This is a genomic window from Saccharomonospora piscinae (genome assembly GCF_005862235.1).
In the GTDB taxonomy this organism is placed as follows: Bacteria; Actinomycetota; Actinomycetes; order Mycobacteriales; family Pseudonocardiaceae; genus Saccharomonospora; species Saccharomonospora piscinae.
Genome location: NZ_VCEK01000002.1, coordinates 234243 through 248292, shown reverse-complemented (window position 1 = coordinate 248292; position 14050 = coordinate 234243). Strand labels below are relative to the sequence as shown.

At 72.6% G+C, this 14050-nt stretch carries 16 protein-coding genes and 1 pseudogene; 12 read left to right on the top strand and 5 right to left on the bottom strand.

Translation table 11 applies throughout. From position 1 onward, the window contains the following. The first annotated feature begins 123 nt into the window (after positions 1-123). A complete protein-coding gene (locus FFT09_RS06685) occupies positions 124-1311 on the top strand; it encodes a beta-ketoacyl synthase N-terminal-like domain-containing protein (protein WP_081192004.1) in 1188 nt (395 codons plus the stop codon). A 10-nt stretch (positions 1312-1321) separates the two neighbouring features. On the opposite strand, the gene FFT09_RS06680 is transcribed toward FFT09_RS06685, so the two are convergent. Next, on the bottom strand, positions 1322-1753 hold the full coding sequence (locus tag FFT09_RS06680) for an OsmC family peroxiredoxin (protein WP_024875545.1): 432 nt from the start codon (positions 1751-1753) through the stop codon (positions 1322-1324). A 69-nt stretch (positions 1754-1822) separates the two neighbouring features. Next, on the bottom strand, positions 1823-2542 hold the full coding sequence (locus FFT09_RS06675) for a TetR/AcrR family transcriptional regulator (RefSeq protein WP_081192002.1): 720 nt from the start codon (positions 2540-2542) through the stop codon (positions 1823-1825). Between the two features lie 129 nt (positions 2543-2671). Here FFT09_RS06675 and FFT09_RS06670 point away from each other — a divergent pair, with 129 nt between their 5' ends. Continuing rightward, positions 2672-3130: a nitroreductase/quinone reductase family protein gene (locus FFT09_RS06670; RefSeq protein WP_024875543.1), complete on the top strand. Its 459-nt coding sequence runs from the start codon at positions 2672-2674 to the stop codon at positions 3128-3130. A 13-nt stretch (positions 3131-3143) separates the two neighbouring features. Here the strand turns inward: FFT09_RS06670 and FFT09_RS06665 are convergent, their stop codons facing one another. Beyond that, the gene (locus FFT09_RS06665; protein WP_024875542.1) at positions 3144-3446 is read right to left on the bottom strand and encodes a glutaredoxin domain-containing protein; all 303 of its coding nucleotides are present in this window, start codon (positions 3444-3446) and stop codon (positions 3144-3146) included. A 77-nt stretch (positions 3447-3523) separates the two neighbouring features. Between FFT09_RS06665 and FFT09_RS06660 the strand changes: the two genes are divergently transcribed. Next, complete coding sequence (locus FFT09_RS06660; protein WP_138382157.1) at positions 3524-4213, top strand: hypothetical protein; 690 nt, start codon at positions 3524-3526, stop codon at positions 4211-4213. Positions 4214-4286: 73 nt separating this feature from the next. Beyond that, positions 4287-4778 (top strand): hypothetical protein, encoded by a 492-nt coding sequence (locus FFT09_RS06655; RefSeq protein ID WP_138382156.1) that lies wholly within the window; start codon positions 4287-4289, stop codon positions 4776-4778. A 22-nt stretch (positions 4779-4800) separates the two neighbouring features. Here the strand turns inward: FFT09_RS06655 and FFT09_RS06650 are convergent, their stop codons facing one another. Continuing rightward, positions 4801-6435: an ABC transporter permease gene (locus FFT09_RS06650; protein WP_138382155.1), complete on the bottom strand. Its 1635-nt coding sequence runs from the start codon at positions 6433-6435 to the stop codon at positions 4801-4803. Next, a complete protein-coding gene (locus tag FFT09_RS06645) occupies positions 6432-7355 on the bottom strand; it encodes an ABC transporter ATP-binding protein (RefSeq protein WP_138382154.1) in 924 nt (307 codons plus the stop codon). Before FFT09_RS06645 ends, FFT09_RS06650 begins: the two co-directional genes overlap by 4 nt. A gap of 98 nt (positions 7356-7453) precedes the next feature. On the opposite strand from FFT09_RS06645, the gene FFT09_RS06640 reads away from it, so the two are divergent. The 8 genes and pseudogenes from FFT09_RS06640 to FFT09_RS06610 all read left to right on the top strand — a co-directional run bounded on the left by FFT09_RS06640 (position 7454) and on the right by FFT09_RS06610 (position 14037). Further along, entirely contained in the window at positions 7454-7966 is a 513-nt protein-coding gene (locus tag FFT09_RS06640) for a GbsR/MarR family transcriptional regulator (RefSeq protein WP_024875537.1), read from the top strand. 91 nt (positions 7967-8057) lie between these two features. Continuing rightward, positions 8058-9209 carry a C1 family peptidase gene (locus FFT09_RS06635; protein WP_138382153.1) on the top strand — a complete coding sequence of 384 codons (1152 nt, stop codon included), beginning with the start codon at positions 8058-8060 and terminating at the stop codon, positions 9207-9209. A 17-nt stretch (positions 9210-9226) separates the two neighbouring features. Beyond that, positions 9227-9811: a hypothetical protein gene (locus tag FFT09_RS06630; RefSeq protein WP_081191990.1), complete on the top strand. Its 585-nt coding sequence runs from the start codon at positions 9227-9229 to the stop codon at positions 9809-9811. 90 nt (positions 9812-9901) lie between these two features. Beyond that, positions 9902-10084 (top strand): annotated as a pseudogene (locus FFT09_RS23220) (hypothetical protein); the annotation flags it as partial. Between the two features lie 74 nt (positions 10085-10158). Further along, on the top strand, positions 10159-10287 hold the full coding sequence (locus FFT09_RS23410) for a hypothetical protein (RefSeq protein WP_279631019.1): 129 nt from the start codon (positions 10159-10161) through the stop codon (positions 10285-10287). A 98-nt stretch (positions 10288-10385) separates the two neighbouring features. After that, positions 10386-10997, top strand: coding sequence for an RNA polymerase sigma factor (locus FFT09_RS06620; RefSeq protein ID WP_024875533.1), 612 nt, complete (start codon positions 10386-10388; stop codon positions 10995-10997). After that, positions 10990-11451 carry a hypothetical protein gene (locus FFT09_RS06615; protein WP_024875532.1) on the top strand — a complete coding sequence of 154 codons (462 nt, stop codon included), beginning with the start codon at positions 10990-10992 and terminating at the stop codon, positions 11449-11451. The genes FFT09_RS06620 and FFT09_RS06615 overlap by 8 nt, the downstream gene beginning before the upstream one ends. Positions 11452-11457: 6 nt before the next feature. Then, complete coding sequence (locus FFT09_RS06610; protein ID WP_081191986.1) at positions 11458-14037, top strand: CHAT domain-containing protein; 2580 nt, start codon at positions 11458-11460, stop codon at positions 14035-14037. Positions 14038-14050: the final 13 nt, after the last annotated feature.

Below are 14050 nucleotides of genomic sequence, written 5' to 3'. Positions count from 1 at the left end.
CGCTTCAGTCCGCAACGCGAGTGTTTCAACCCGCCGTCACCAGACTAGGCGGTCATTTCGGTCGGTGCCGGTCGGTGCCCTGGAGTCATTGTCAGGAGTGCGAACAACTGTGAGGAGATCATCGTGAGTGTGCGAGGTGGAATCGATATCTGCGGGGTCGGCGCCGTCACCGGTTACGGCTGGGGCCTGCCGTCCCTGTGGGACGGCCTGCGGTCCATGAAGCCCGCGGCGGCGCTGACGCAAGGGTACGGCGGCAGCACTTCCGGCGACACCGCCGACGCGGCGGAACACTGCGGATGGGTGGCCAGGGTCCCCGACGGGGGTGACCCGGTGGACGGCCGGGGCAGGTTCTCCAGGGCCATGCGGGCCGCGGCCCGCGAAGCCGTCGACGACGCGCTGCGCCGCGGCTGGCAGCGTGGCCGCCGGGTCGGCCTGCTGCACGCTGTCGTGCTCGGTGAGGTCGACCTGTGGAAGGACTTCTACCTCGTCGAGCGCGGCGACATCCGGGCGAGGGACTATCTGGCGCTGATGCCGTCGACCCCGATGTCCACGCTCATGCAGGAATACGGTTTCCACGGCCCGGCCATGAACGTCTCGGCGATGTGCGCATCCGGCAACGCGGGGCTGCTCACCGCGAAACTGTGGCTGGACGCGGGGCTGGTCGACGACGTCGTGTTCGTGGCAACCGACCTGTCGCTCACGCCCGAGAACGTGCGCCACTTCGTGCGCCTCGGGGTGACGGTCGTGGACGCCGATCCGCTGGACGCGTGCCGGCCGTTCCAGGAGGGCAGCCGTGGGTTCGTGATGGGGGAGGCCGCGGTGTCGTTCGTGCTCTCACGGAAGGCGCGCGTCCCTTACGCCACGGTGCTGGGGGGCGCGATGAGCCACGACGCCTACCACGCCACCTCGATCGACCCGGAGTACTCGCAGGTACGGCGCTGTGTCTCCGAGGCTCTCGACGACGCGGGCGCGGGGGCGGACGCCGTGGGCTACGTCAACGCGCACGGGCCGGGCACGCGGCAGTGCGATGCCACCGAGTCGGCGCTGACCGAGGAGTTCTTCACCGAGGACACCGGCCTCTACTCGGTCAAGCCGCTGGTGGGGCACTGCCAGGCCGCCGCGGCGGCCGTGGAGGTCGCGGTGGCGGCGCTGGGCTACGACCGAGGATTCGTGCCGGCCCCGCCCAGGGTGGCGCAGGCGCATCCCCGCCTGCGCACCGGCGTGGTGGACATCGGCGACCGGCTGACGCTCAAGTCGTCCCTCGGAATGGGCGGGCACAACTCGGCCGTCGTCCTCGCGCCGCCCGCGTGACACCCTCGGTCTAGGCGAGCGCCGCGTCCAGGGTGATCGTGGTCCCGGCCAGTGCCCTGCTGACGGGGCACGTGTCCTTCGCCTGCTGGGCGAGCTCGGCGAACCGGTCCTCGTCGACGCCGCCCACCTCCGCCCGCAGTGTGACGGCCACCGTGTCGATACTGAGCCCCCCGTCGCCCGGGTTCACCGTGACGGCGGCGCTCACATCGATGGTGTCCGGTGTCAGCCCGGCCTTCTCCAGCGTGCCCGCGAGGTTCATCGCCAGGCAGGACGCCTGGGCCGCCGCGATCAGCTCCTCCGGGCTCGTGGTGCCCTCCGGCTCACCGACGCGGCGCGGGAAGGTCACCGAGAAGCGCGCCGAGTTCGACGTGTCGAGCGTCAGCGCGCCCGTCCCGGTGTTGAGCCCGCCCGTCCAGTGCGTGGTCGCCTCGCGTGTGGCCATGTCGTTCCCTCCGACCGCTGTGTCCGGCTGTGTTCGCTGTGTCCGAGGCGATCGTCCCGCCGTGCCACCTCAGCCGCCACCGGTGTCGTCCGCCCGGAGGCCCACGAAGTCCGCCATCCGCTCGATCGTGTGGGCGAAGAACGGGTCGGCGGGTTCGAGTGTGTTCGCGAACTGCCCGGTCAGTTCGAACCCGACCATGCCGAACAGCTGGGTCCACGCGGCGAGACCCCGTGCCAGCAGGGGGGCGGGTACCTCCTCGTCGACAATCTCGGCCACGAGGGCGAGCTGGGCCCGTAACGTCCCTGTCGGCTCCGGTTCGTCGGCGGGCACGACGGTTCCCCGCCGCACGGCGTCGGCCAGCACGGTGACGAGCACCTGGGGCACGCGCGCGGCGGGGGAGACGGTGTCGCGGGGGGCGTGGTAACCGGGGACCGGCGTGCCGTAGACGAGGGTGTACTCGTGCGGATTGCGCCGTGCCCAGTCGCGTACGGCGTGGCAGACCGCGATCCAGCGGCGTCGGGGGCTCGTCCCGGTGCTGTCCGCGGCTTCGGCGGCCTCGCCGAGACCGTCGTACGCGTCGATGATCAGCGCTGTGAGCAGGTCGTCGCGACTCGGGAAGTAGCGGTACAACGCCGAGGAGACCATGCCGAGCTCGCGGGCGACGGCGCGCAGTGAGAGCCCCTGCGGGCCCACCTTTCCCAGCTGGCGGCGAGCCTCGTCCGTGATCGACGAGGTGATCTCGGCGCGGGCGCGTTCCCTGGCGGTGCGGTGGGCACGTGTTGTGGACATGCGCACAGTGTGACACACGCGAGAACGGCGATTCGAAAAGAGAGCGGTGCTCTTGCGAAGTGAGTCCGGAGAGAGTTCACTGGTTTACGACGAGCGCACCGCTCTGACGCCAACGAAGGGAACGGCCCGATGCCCACAGCACCGCACTACCGCGAGCCAGGGAGACCCACGAAGGTTCTCAACCGCGTCGTCAGCGCACTCACCAGGCGGGGACTGAGCGTGTGGGGCAGCCGAGTGCTGTCGGTTCGCGGGCGCACGTCCGGTGAATGGCGCTCGACACCGGTGAACGTGCTGACCCTCGACGGTGAGCGCTACCTCGTGTCCGCACGGGGGAACACCCAGTGGGCCCGCAACCTGCGCGCGGCCGGTGAGGGCACCCTCGCCGTGGGTGGCAGGGTCGAACGGTTCGAGGCAGTCGAACTGCACGGCGACGCCAAGCTGCCCGTGCTCAGGGCCTACCTGCGGCGGTGGGGCTGGGAGGTCGGCGCGTTCTTCGAGGGCGTCAAGGCGGACGCCCCCGACGACACGCTCCGCGAGGCGGCGCCACGACACCCGGTGTTCCGGATCGCGCCCGCGACCGGGCAGTGACCCGGAACCAGCCTCAGTGCCGCGAACCGTGCCCCTGAGTGGCGGGCTGTGCCAGGTCGAACAACCCGGGCGCCTCCTCCCGCACCACGTCGGTCAGCTCGGCCATGCTCGGGTTCACCAGCGCGCGTTCGCCGAGGAAGACGGTCGGGACGATCTCGTCGCCACCGGTGGCCGCCCGCACCCGTGCGGCGGCGTCGGAGTCCTCCCAAATGTTGACCTCTCGCACCGGCAGGCCGCTCTCGCGGAGCCGACCCCGCAGGATCGCGCAGAACGGGCACCCCGGGCGCCAGTAGAACTCGATCTCGTCAATACCCACTGTGTGTCCTCCCTCCCCCGACACCGTAACCGTGGCGAAGCCTGGCCTGGCCGCCCGCCCTGCGGGACGCTGGTCTCATGGGTGCGACCACGCGGTTCGACGCCGTGTCCCGCGAACTTTACGGTGCGGCCCCCGGCGAGTTCGTCGCCCTCCGGGAGTGGCACGTCGGCGAGGCGAGACGGCGGGGCGAGCCCGAGCTGGCCGACCGGATCCACCGCCTGCGCAAGCCGACCACGGCGGCGGCGCTGGTGAACGCGCTGTCCCGCCACCAGGAGGCCGAGGTGGCCGCGCTGGTCGAGCTGGGTGAGCGGTTGCGCGGGGCGCACCGTGACCTCGCGGGCGGGCGGCTGCGGGACCTGACCCACGAGCGCAACGAGCGGGTCGGCGCCCTGGTCGAGCACGCCCTGCGGCTCGCGGACGGGCGCGTGGGTGAGCCGGTGCGCAGGGAGATCGCGGCCACACTGGAGGCCGCCGTCGGGGACGAGGAAGCGGCCCGCGCGGTGATCGAGGGCAATCTCACCACCGCCCTGCGACCGCCGGACCTGTTCGACGCCGCGTGGCTGCCCTCGCGATCGGCGCCCGCCCGGCGCAAGAGCGGGCAGGCGGCGCGCAGGGAGGCCGAACGCCGGGCTCGTGCCGCGCGGGACGAGGCCCGCGACGCGGTGCGCCGCGCCGAGCGCGAGGAGGCCGAGGCACGGCGCCGTACCGAGGCCGCCAGAGCCGCCCTCGACGAGGCGGAGCGCGACCTGTCCCGCCTGTCCCGCTGAGCCCGGGTGCGGTTCGCGGCACCAACCCGGGACGGGACGCAACCGACGGCGGGCTCGTCTCCGTCCTACCGGTATGCGTTTTGTGCCGGTTCTGGCCGTGTTGCTGGTCGCGGGGTGTGGTGCCCTCCCCGCCGGGGAGGGCGTGCAGTGCACCGCCATCGGAGCCCCCGCGGGGGTGAACGTGGACGTCGCGCCCGGGCTCGCCGCCGACGCGGCGGAGCTGGAGCTGTGCTGGGGCGGTTCGTGCCGCTCCCACGACGTCACGCTGCGCCCGGCCACCACGGCCGTGCCGGAGGAGTGCCCCACCGGTGCGCCCGACCAGGTGTGCTCGGCGCAGGTGCGTCCCACCGGAGGCGCCTACGGCTTCGCGCAGGTCGCCGACCTGCCGGAGCGGAACCTGAGCGCGACGCTGACCGTCACCGGCCCCGACGGTGCCCGGCTCGCGCAGGACACCGTCGAGGCCACGCCGCACCCGGTGTTTCCCAACGGTCCCGAGTGCGGCGCGGCGGGCCCGCAGTTGAAGCTCCACGTCGCCGCCGACGGGTCCGTGACCGTGCCCCGGTGAGTCCCACCGCCCTCACCCGCACTCACCCGATGTCGCGGCGGCGGAACCCGGCGATCCCCGCCGTGGTCAGCGCGGCCGCCACCAGGCTCAGCCACAGCATCGGCGTGGCCGTGAACTCCACGCTCGGCAGCTTGGGCACGTGCTGGAACGGCGACACGTCGAGCACCGCCTGCGGCAGGTCGAGCACGGCACCGAACATGCTCAGCAACAGAGACGCGGCGGCCACCGCCCACGCGAAAGTCGCCTGGGCAGGCAGGAAGCCGACCAGGGCGACCGCCACACCCGCCACGACGAACACGGCGGGAAGCTGCACCAGGCAGGCCAGCAGCACCTCACCGGTCTGGCCCGCCACGTCGCCCGAGCGGATGCCGTGCGCCAGTCCCATGCCGAGCCCGGTGGCGAGTGACATCGCCGCGGCGCCGCCGAACACGAACACCAGATGCCCCGCCAGCCAGCGCAGCCGCGACACCCCGACCGTCAGCAGCGGCTCCGCTCGCACCGCGATCTCCTCCGCGCGCATCCGCAGGGCCGCCTGAACAGCGAACAGGGCCACCACCATGCCGAGCATGTTCGCGACCGACGCCAGGTAGGCGTCGATGACGCCCTGGCTGCCGCCCATCCGCGCCAGGATCTCGCGCATCTGCTGGTTGTCACCGACGATGTCGCCGAAGTCCGAGGCCAGGGCTCCGAACAACACACTCAGCATCGCCAGACCGACGAGCCAGCCCGTGAGCGAGCCCCGGTGCAGGCGTGCGGCGAGTGCTAGCGGGCTGCGCAGCAGCGGGCTCGCCTCCGCGGGCCCGAGCGAGGTCGGCAGCAGGCCCAGCCCCACGTCCCGGCGGCGTTCGAGCCCGTAGGCGAGAGCGATCAACACGGCGGTGGCGACCAGGGGCAGGGCCAGCAGTTCGAGGTGGTCGCCCGCGAAGGGCCGCACCCGGGTGGCCCAGCCGATCGGCGAGGTCCACGACAGCCAGCTCAGCTCCGACGACGAGTCCCCCACCGCCCGCAGGGCGAACGCCGTCCCCAGCACCGCTCCCGCGAGTCCGTTGGCCGTTCTGGCGTACTCGGCCAGTTGCGCCGTGACGGCCGCGACGCCGGTGAACACCCAGGCCACCGACGCGAGTCCCAGGCCGAACGCGATCGCGCCCGTGGCCGCCATCCCGGTGCTGATCATCGCGAGTGCCGAGAGGGCGCCGGTGACCAGCGAGAACCCGGTACACACCAACAGTGAGGCCGTCAGCGAGGCGTGCCTGCCGAGCACGGCGGCCGCCAGGAGCTCCTGGCGGCCGGTGTCCTCCTCCTGCCGGGTGTGCCGGGTCATCGTGAACACGCACACCAGCGCCAGCAGCAGCGACAGCAGGGTGCCGAACCGCCACGCCGTGAAACCGCCTGCCGTGGACAGGTCGAAGGCGGGGCCGTAGAGCAGCGTGATGGACGGGTTGTCGCCCATGCTCGTGGTGAGCGCGGCCCGCTGTGCCGCCGACGGGTAGAGCTGTTCGTAGGCACCCGCGCTGGTGGCGGGAAGTACGGCCAGCACGAGACCCCACAGTGGCAGCGCCAGGCGGTCGCGGCGCACCCCGAGCCGCACGAGGTGCCCGGTTCCCGTCAGGACGCCGGACGTCCCGGTGCGCGTCGGCGTGGCGGTGGCGGCGGTCATGCCGACCTCGCCTCAGCGGTGCCGTCGGTGCCGTCGGTGTCGTCGGTGTAGTGCCGCAGGAACAGTTCCTCCAGCGTCGGAGGCTGGCTGGTGAGGCTGCGTACCCCGATGCCGGTCAGCGTGCGCAACGCCTGGTCCAGCCCCTCGGCCTCCACGGCGAAGCGCACGCGGTCGCCTTCGACCCGCAGGTCGTGGACGGTGCCGAGGCGCGTGAGACCGTCGGGCGGCCCTGCCAGCTCGGCCGAGATGGTGGTGCGGGTCAGATGGCGTAGCTGGGCCAGCGTGCCCGACTCCACCGTCCTGCCAGCCCTGATGATGCTGACGCGGTCGCAGAGGTCCTCGACCTCGGCGAGGATGTGACTCGACAGCAGCACCGTGCGACCCCGCTCCCGTTCCTCCCTGATCACGGCGCGGAACTCGGCCTCCATGAGCGGGTCGAGCCCCGAGGTGGGTTCGTCGAGGATCAGTAGTTCCACGTCGGAGGCCAGCGCCGCGATGAGCGCGACCTTCTGCCGGTTGCCCTTCGAGTAGGCGCGGCCCTTCTTGGTGGTGTCGAGGTCGAACCGGTCGACCAGCTCGGCCCTGCGCCGCCCTTCGAGCCCGCCCCTGAGACGTCCGAGCAGGTCGATCACCTCACCGCCGCTGAGCGTGGGCCACAGGTTCACGTCGCCGGGCACGTAGGCGAGGCGGCGGTGCAGCCGGGTGGCGTCGCGCCAGGGATGTCCCCCGAGCAGCGAGGCGGTGCCACCGTCGGCGCGCAGCAGGCCCAGCAGCACCCGGATCGTCGTGGACTTGCCCGAGCCGTTCGGGCCGAGGAAACCGTGGACCTCGCCGGTGGCCACGGTGAGATCGAGGCCGTCGAGGGCGACGGTGGGGCCGAACGTCTTGCGAAGCCCGGAGACGGAGATGCAGTTGCCCATGCAGCACAACGTACACTTGTTTCATAATGTTGTGAATACTCATGAACTGGTGAACGTAGGGCGTGGGTACCGTCACGCCGGGCGAAAGGTGAGAAGCGATGTCCCGCAGGCCGCAGTCCCAGCGCGACCCGAACGGCGACGCCGAGGTCGACCCCAGGAAAGCGTTCGTCGAGCAACTCGCGCTGACGTTGACCGAGATCGGGCTCCAGCGCACGGCGGCGCGGGTCTTCGCCGCGCTGACGGTGGCCGACAGCGGCGCACTGACCGCGGCCGAGCTCGCTCACACGCTGTCGATCAGTCCCGCCGCCGTCTCCGGGGCCGTCCGGTATCTGGAGCAGGTCGGCATGGTGGCCAAGGAACGCAGGCCGGGTGAGCGCCGCGACCACTACCGCCTCTACGACGACCTCTGGTTCGCGTCGTTCCTCAAACGCGACCGCCTGCTCCGGATGTGGCACGAGACGACGGTGGCCGGCATCGACGCGGTCGGGGCCGACACACCGGCGGGCAGGCGCCTCGCCGACATGGCCGACTTCCTCGCCTTCCTCACCGAGGAGATCCCCGTCCTCTTCGATCGGTGGCACGAGCAACGCGCCCGACGTGCGCAAACGTGACGATCGAAAAATTCCCGTCCTCCGATGTATCTGAGCGCGGCCCCTGCCCTCCTGTGGAGTGAAAGAAGGTCCGATCACTGCTGGAGGACGGATGAGCCCCGACGACGGCTGCGCCTCGGAGATCGCGGCACTCCGCGACTCCCTGGCCGCGCTGGGCGATCCGTGGCGATGCGGCCGCACGCGGGTGAGTGCTCTCGACCGGCCACGTCGGCGCCGCCGCCTCGGCGTTCCCGCTCCCCGGGCGGAGGAGGTCGAGAGCAGGGCCGATCTTCCGGCCCGGATGGCGGCCTCGGCGCTCGAACTCGATGGCGCGCCGGTGTCGGCGCCGCACGCGCCGACCCCTCACCTGCCCCGCGCGTTCGATCTGCGGGACGTCGGGGGAAGGTCCTACGTCACGCCGGTGAAGGACCAGGGCGACTGCGGGTCGTGCAGCGCGTTCGGGGTGCTCGCGACGCTGGAGTCCACCGCCGCCTACTCGCGGAGCGCGCCCGGCCTGGCGCTCGATCTGTCCGAGGCGCACCTGTTCTTCGGGCACGCGGCCGCGAGAGAGGCCATCCTGCCCGACGGGACGTGGCCGGACGAGCTGCTCGTCGACTGCCGCGACCTGGGTGTCACGTTCGAGGACTACTACCCGTACCGCGACGACGGCACGGGTGCGCTCAACCCCGGCTGGCGCGACCGGCTCGCCAGGGCACACGACGTGGTCGACCTCAGCCGCGACCCGGCCGCCATCAAGCGACACCTCTACGCCCACGGGCCCGTCACGGCGTGCCTCGTGGTGTACGACGACCTGTACCACTACACCGGGGGTGTCTACCGGCACACCACGGAGGAGACCAGCGGCGGTCACTGTGTCGCGCTGGTCGGGTGGGACGACGACGCGGGCTGCTGGATCGCGAAGAACTCCTGGGGCCGGGACTGGGGAGAGGACGGCTACCTGCGCATCGCGTACGGCGAGGCCTACATCGAGGACTATCCGGACCCGCGGCCGACCACCTTCGGCTGCACCGGTGTGGAGTTGCGCGCGTGGCTACCCGCCCAGCGCGCGCTCGGGCTGTTCACCTCGACCCACGAGGGCAACGCCTGGGCCTATCTGGAGCAACTGGGCTGGACCAGGGTGACGCGCGAGCGGAACCTGGCCACCGTCTCGCTCGCCGTACTGGGGGCGGCCAGAGCGAGAGGGCTGGCGTGCGCGCCGTTCGTCGTGGGCGACGAACTCGGCGCTGTCGAACTTGCCGGGTGAGAGAGAAGAGAAGTCACATGTCACAGGACACGGTTACCGAACACCAGAACGGTGAGGAGCCCGCCGAGCGCACGGCGGCGCCCGAGACGGAGAAGCAGCCGCCGCTGCCGCCGACCGGGTGGGACCCGTACGCACCGCCGGCTCCGTCAACACCATCAACACCGTCAGCGCCGACAGCGCCGCCGTCACCGGTCGCGCCCGCGGGGTGGGATCCGTACGCGCCGCCGGTGCGGTCGGCCCCGGTGGCACCGGCGGGCTGGGACCCGTACACGCCGCCGGTGCGTTCCGCGCCGCCCGCGCCGCCGCACACGGCCACCGCCCAGGGCATGCCGGTACCGCCAGCGCCGGTGCCCGGCCCGGCAGGCGACCAGGCCGCACCGGCCGGGGGCTGGGTGCGAGGGGCCGCGATCACGCACCTGTGGTCGGCGGCCGACGCGCCCGGCGTGTGGGTCGCGGTGGCCGGTCTCGGCTGGAAGCCGCTGGCGGCGTCGGACTCCGGGTCGAGCCAGCTGACTCTGCTGGCTGTGCTGGCGCGGAACTACCGGCTTGCCGTGGCCTATCACGAGGACGCACGTGGGCACATCGATCAGCTGCTGGTCTGATCGCGTGACCCGCGTGGCAGGCAGGTGGCCGGCAGTCGAGGGGGCCGCCGGCCACCGCTCAACCGCAGGGGCGGGGGTGGCCGCCGGGCGATGGGGGCGTTCGGCGGTACAGCGAGGGGAGGTGTGGTGACACCGGTCGGCCTCACGGAGGACGACGCGGGCCGCGTGGTGCGGTTGCGTGTCGGCGACTCCGTGGAGCTCCGGCTCCGGGAACGCCGGACGTCGGGTTACCGGTGGTCACCGCATGTCCCCGAGGGGGTCCGGCTGGTCGCCGACGAGTACGTCGGTGGGGGTGGCGGCCAACCGGAAGCGGGTCCCGTTGGGGGCGGGGTCCCGGGGGGAGGTGGGTGCGCAGGCTGGTGTTCGACGTCGTCGGCACCGGCCGGCACCTCATCGACACCGAGCTGGCGCGGCCGTGGGAGGCGACGCCGCGCCGCTCGGTTCGTTTCGTCCTGTCCGCTAGTCCGACCGAGTGAGTATGGGATTGGTTTCGACCAGAACGCTGTGTGACAGCGACGAGCTAGAGATACTTCTTCCGCGAATATCAACTTCGAGATTCGGGAAGGCGGACGCGGTGACCGACGCCAGAACGGCCGAGGCCGATCCGTCGTGGGACGGTCTGCGCGGTCACGAGCTGTACGCGGCCTGCATGCACGCCGCGAAGCTCGGCGACCGCGGTGCCCTGAACCGGCTGGTCCGGGAGCTGACACCGCTGGTGTGGCAGGTCGCGCGCGGCAACGGCCTCGACCGGCACACGGCCGAGGACGTGGTGCAGACGGTCTGGCTGGCCCTGTTCCGCAACCTCGACCGCATCGAGGACCCGAAGGCGCTGGCGAAGTGGCTGATCACCACGACGCGGCGGGAGTCCCGCGACGTCGCCGAACGGGCCCGCCGCCCCGTGCCGTTGACCGAGGAACTCGCCGAGACGATGCCGAGCACGCAACCCCCGCCGGACGCGGTGGCGCTGCGTGCCGATCGGGACCGGCGCATCTGGGAGGCGTTCAACCGGTTGCCGGAGCGCTGCCGGGAGCTACTGCGGCTGACGGTGCTGGCCGGCAGGGCCGAGTACGGTCTGGTCGCCGATGTCCTGCGCATTCCGCGCGGCAGTATCGGGCCGACGAGGGGACGTTGCCTCGCTCGCCTGCGGGAGACGTTGGATGCTCAGGAGGGGGCAGCGGATGAATGACGGGGCTTATCCGGACGACGACACGCTGCTGCTGGATCTCGACCGGCTGATCGACGAGTTCGACCCGCCGCCCTCCGACCTGGTCGAGCGCGTCCAGTTCGCGCTGGCGCTGGAGGATCTCGACGTCGAGGTGGCGCAGTGGGAACGCGCCGACGCCACGGCCGGGGTGCGCAGCGTGGCGCAGGGCACGATCACCTTCACGGTCAGCGACCTCACCGTCATGATCAACCTGACGAAGACGGGCCAGCGCCACCGCATCGACGGCTGGCTGGTGCCCGAGGGCGAGCACGCCGTGGAGGTGCGGGTGGCAGGGCACGACACGTGTTGCACCGTGGCTGACGACGGCGGCCGGTTCGTGCTGCACGACGTGCCGAGTGGCACCACGCAGATCGTGGTCTACGTCGGTGGCGAGCCGGGGCGGCGAACCGTGGTGACCCCGGCGGTCGTCCTCTGACGGCTGGTGGCGGCGTCGCGCAGCGCTCGCCTGCCCGCTGTGCTGGCCCTGCATCGCAGAGCCAACGAGGCGGCGGCGAGCGCACACAATGTCGAGGCGATCAGGTTGTTGCGGCGCGCGCTGCGCCTGATCGAGAACTCGGGTGACCACACCGCCGATTGGGTGGCCGCCCGCATCCGGGTCCGCATCAGTCTCGCGCTCGCGACCTCCGAGGTCGGGTCCACGGCGGACGGCTTCCGCGGTCTCAAGCGCGCGGGGGCCGAGCTCGACGAGCTGCCGGACGGGGTGCTGCGGCGTGAGCTGAACGCGGTCATCACCGGGCAGCGGGCTCTGCTGCTGTTCCGGGTCGGTCGGGCGTCGGAGTCGGTCGCCCTGTTCGACTCGATCATCCCGGAACTGGCGGAGCTGAACACCGGTGGTGGGTTGTTGCTCGCGCGCACCCTGACCAACCGGGCGCAGATCCACGCCGAGACGGGGCGGCTCGACGCGGCCGCCGCCGACTTCGACTCGGCGATCCGCCTCGCGTCCGAATACCGGCTGACCCGTATCGAGGGCAAGGCCCGGCACGGACTCGGCGACCTCGCGCAGCTCACCGGCGACATCCCGGGCGCCCTGCGGCACTACGACGAGGCGGCGCGCATCCTGGAGGACGCCGCGCCGGGGTGGGTCGCCAGGGTCCGGCTCGACCAGGCGCGAGCCCTGCTGGTGGCGGGGCTGGCCACGGAGGCCGCTCGCCATCTCGACGAGGCGCTACCCGACCTGCGGCGCAACCGCGTGATCCAGGACCTGGCCGAGGCCGAGGTCGCGCGCGCGGCGGCGGCGCTGCTCGACGGCGAGTACGTGGCGGCCCGCCGCCTCGCGGTGGCGGCCCGGCGGCGGTTCCTGCGCCGAGGCAACCTGCCCTGGGCGGAGGTCGCCGCGCTGGCCCGGCTGCGGGCGGACGCCACGGAGGTGCTGGAACGCGGGAACCGGCCGCCGGCACGGCTCCCGCTGGCGCTCGGTGCCGTCTCGGACCGGCTGGCCGAACTCGGCCTGCGCGACGAGACCGCCGCCGCGCGCCTGCTCGCCGTGCGGTTGCGGTTGCGGCGTGGCGAGCGGCAGGTGGCGGCGGACCTGCTCGGCACCGTGCCCACCCCGCGCCGGACCAGCCCGGTCGACCACCGGATGCTGCTGCGCCTGTGCCGCGCCGAGCTGGCCGTGGCGACCGGGAACCGGAGGTCGGCGCTCGCGCAGGCCCGTGCCGGACTGGAGGAACTCGGCTGGGCGCGGGATCGCATGGGCGGCCTCGATCTGCTGTGCGGCACGGCGGTACACGGCCAGGAACTCGGCAGGCTCGCCGTGGGGCTGGTGCTGTGCGGCGTGCGCGGCCAGGACGGTGCGCGCAGGCTGTTCGCGTGGCAGGAACGCACCCGCGCGCAGGTCTACCGGTACGAGCCACTGCCCGCGATCGACGACCCGGTGCTGGCCAAGTACCTGGCCGAGATGCGGCACATCCAGCGCACGGTCCAGCAGAACCGGCTGGCCGGCAAGCCGGTCAGCGCGCTGGAGAACCGCTACGCCTGGCTGCAGCGGGAGGCGAGCCGGTTGGGCTGGTACACGAGCCAGTGGGGCAGGCCCCGGCCCGTGGCCACTCCCGACCAGGTGGCGGCGGAGCTGGGCGAGCGCGTGATGGTGACGTTCGTGGGCCACGGTGACGCCCTCGCCGCGGTGGTGGTGCGCGACGGCCGGTTCCACCTCGTGCGGCTGGGACCGCTGGACGACACGGTGGAGACCACCCGCCAGCTGCGCGCGGATCTCGACGCGCTCGCGCCCGACCACCTTCCGGCGCCGCTGGCCTCGGCCGTGCTGTCGTCGGCGTGGCGGCGCGCTGAGCGACTCGACGAGGTGCTGCTGCGGCCGTTGCGCCGTCACCTCGGTGACCGCGAGCTGGTGATCATCCCGACCGGGTCGCTGCACGCCCTGCCGTGGGGCGCACTGCCGAGCCTGCGGGGCAGGCCGCTGTCGGTGGCCCCGTCGGCGACGGCGTGGCTCGGCGCCGCCAGCGCCGCCAGCCCGGACCCGGTGGTGCTCGTCGGCGGCCCCGGCGTGCCGGGGTCGGTGGGCGAGGTGCGCAGCCTGACGTCGGTGTACCCGGCGGCGACCCTCGTGGACGGCGACACGGCGACCAGCGACGCGGTGTTGTCGGCCCTGGACGGCTCCGGGCTCGCGCACCTGGTGGCACACGGGGCGCACGAGCCCGCGAACGCGCTGTTCTCGCGGCTCGAACTCGTGGACGGCCCCCTGTTCGCGCACGAGGCCGCCCGGCTGGCAAACCCGCCCGAGCGGGTGGTTCTGGCCGCGTGCGAGCTGGCACTGAGCCACATCCGGCCGGGCGAGGAGGCGCTCGGCTTCGCGGGTGCGCTGCTGGCCAGCGGCTGCCACACGGTCGTGGGTGCGGTGGCCAGAGTGGGCGATCACGCCTCGGCGGAGGCCATGGCCGATCTGCACAAGCGCCTCGCCGCCGGGATGTCGCCCGCGGTGTCTCTGGCCGAGGCGACGGCGGTGGACCCGTTCCGCCGGCCGTTCCTCTGCCTCGGGGCGGGCTGAGCGACCCGTGACG

Coding starts and splice junctions, on each gene's coding strand:
- FFT09_RS06675 (WP_081192002.1), bottom strand. CDS start 2,542: ATGTCCACAACACGTGCCCACCGCACCGCCAGGGAACGCGCCCGCGCC.
- FFT09_RS06650 (WP_138382155.1), bottom strand. CDS start 6,435: ATGACCGCCGCCACCGCCACGCCGACGCGCACCGGGACGTCCGGCGTC.
- FFT09_RS06660 (WP_138382157.1), top strand. CDS start 3,524: ATGGGTGCGACCACGCGGTTCGACGCCGTGTCCCGCGAACTTTACGGT.
- FFT09_RS06615 (WP_024875532.1), top strand. CDS start 10,990: ATGAATGACGGGGCTTATCCGGACGACGACACGCTGCTGCTGGATCTC.
- FFT09_RS06645 (WP_138382154.1), bottom strand. CDS start 7,355: ATGGGCAACTGCATCTCCGTCTCCGGGCTTCGCAAGACGTTCGGCCCC.
- FFT09_RS06670 (WP_024875543.1), top strand. CDS start 2,672: ATGCCCACAGCACCGCACTACCGCGAGCCAGGGAGACCCACGAAGGTT.
- FFT09_RS06635 (WP_138382153.1), top strand. CDS start 8,058: ATGAGCCCCGACGACGGCTGCGCCTCGGAGATCGCGGCACTCCGCGAC.
- FFT09_RS06640 (WP_024875537.1), top strand. CDS start 7,454: ATGTCCCGCAGGCCGCAGTCCCAGCGCGACCCGAACGGCGACGCCGAG.
- FFT09_RS06680 (WP_024875545.1), bottom strand. CDS start 1,753: ATGGCCACACGCGAGGCGACCACGCACTGGACGGGCGGGCTCAACACC.
- FFT09_RS06630 (WP_081191990.1), top strand. CDS start 9,227: ATGTCACAGGACACGGTTACCGAACACCAGAACGGTGAGGAGCCCGCC.
- FFT09_RS06655 (WP_138382156.1), top strand. CDS start 4,287: ATGCGTTTTGTGCCGGTTCTGGCCGTGTTGCTGGTCGCGGGGTGTGGT.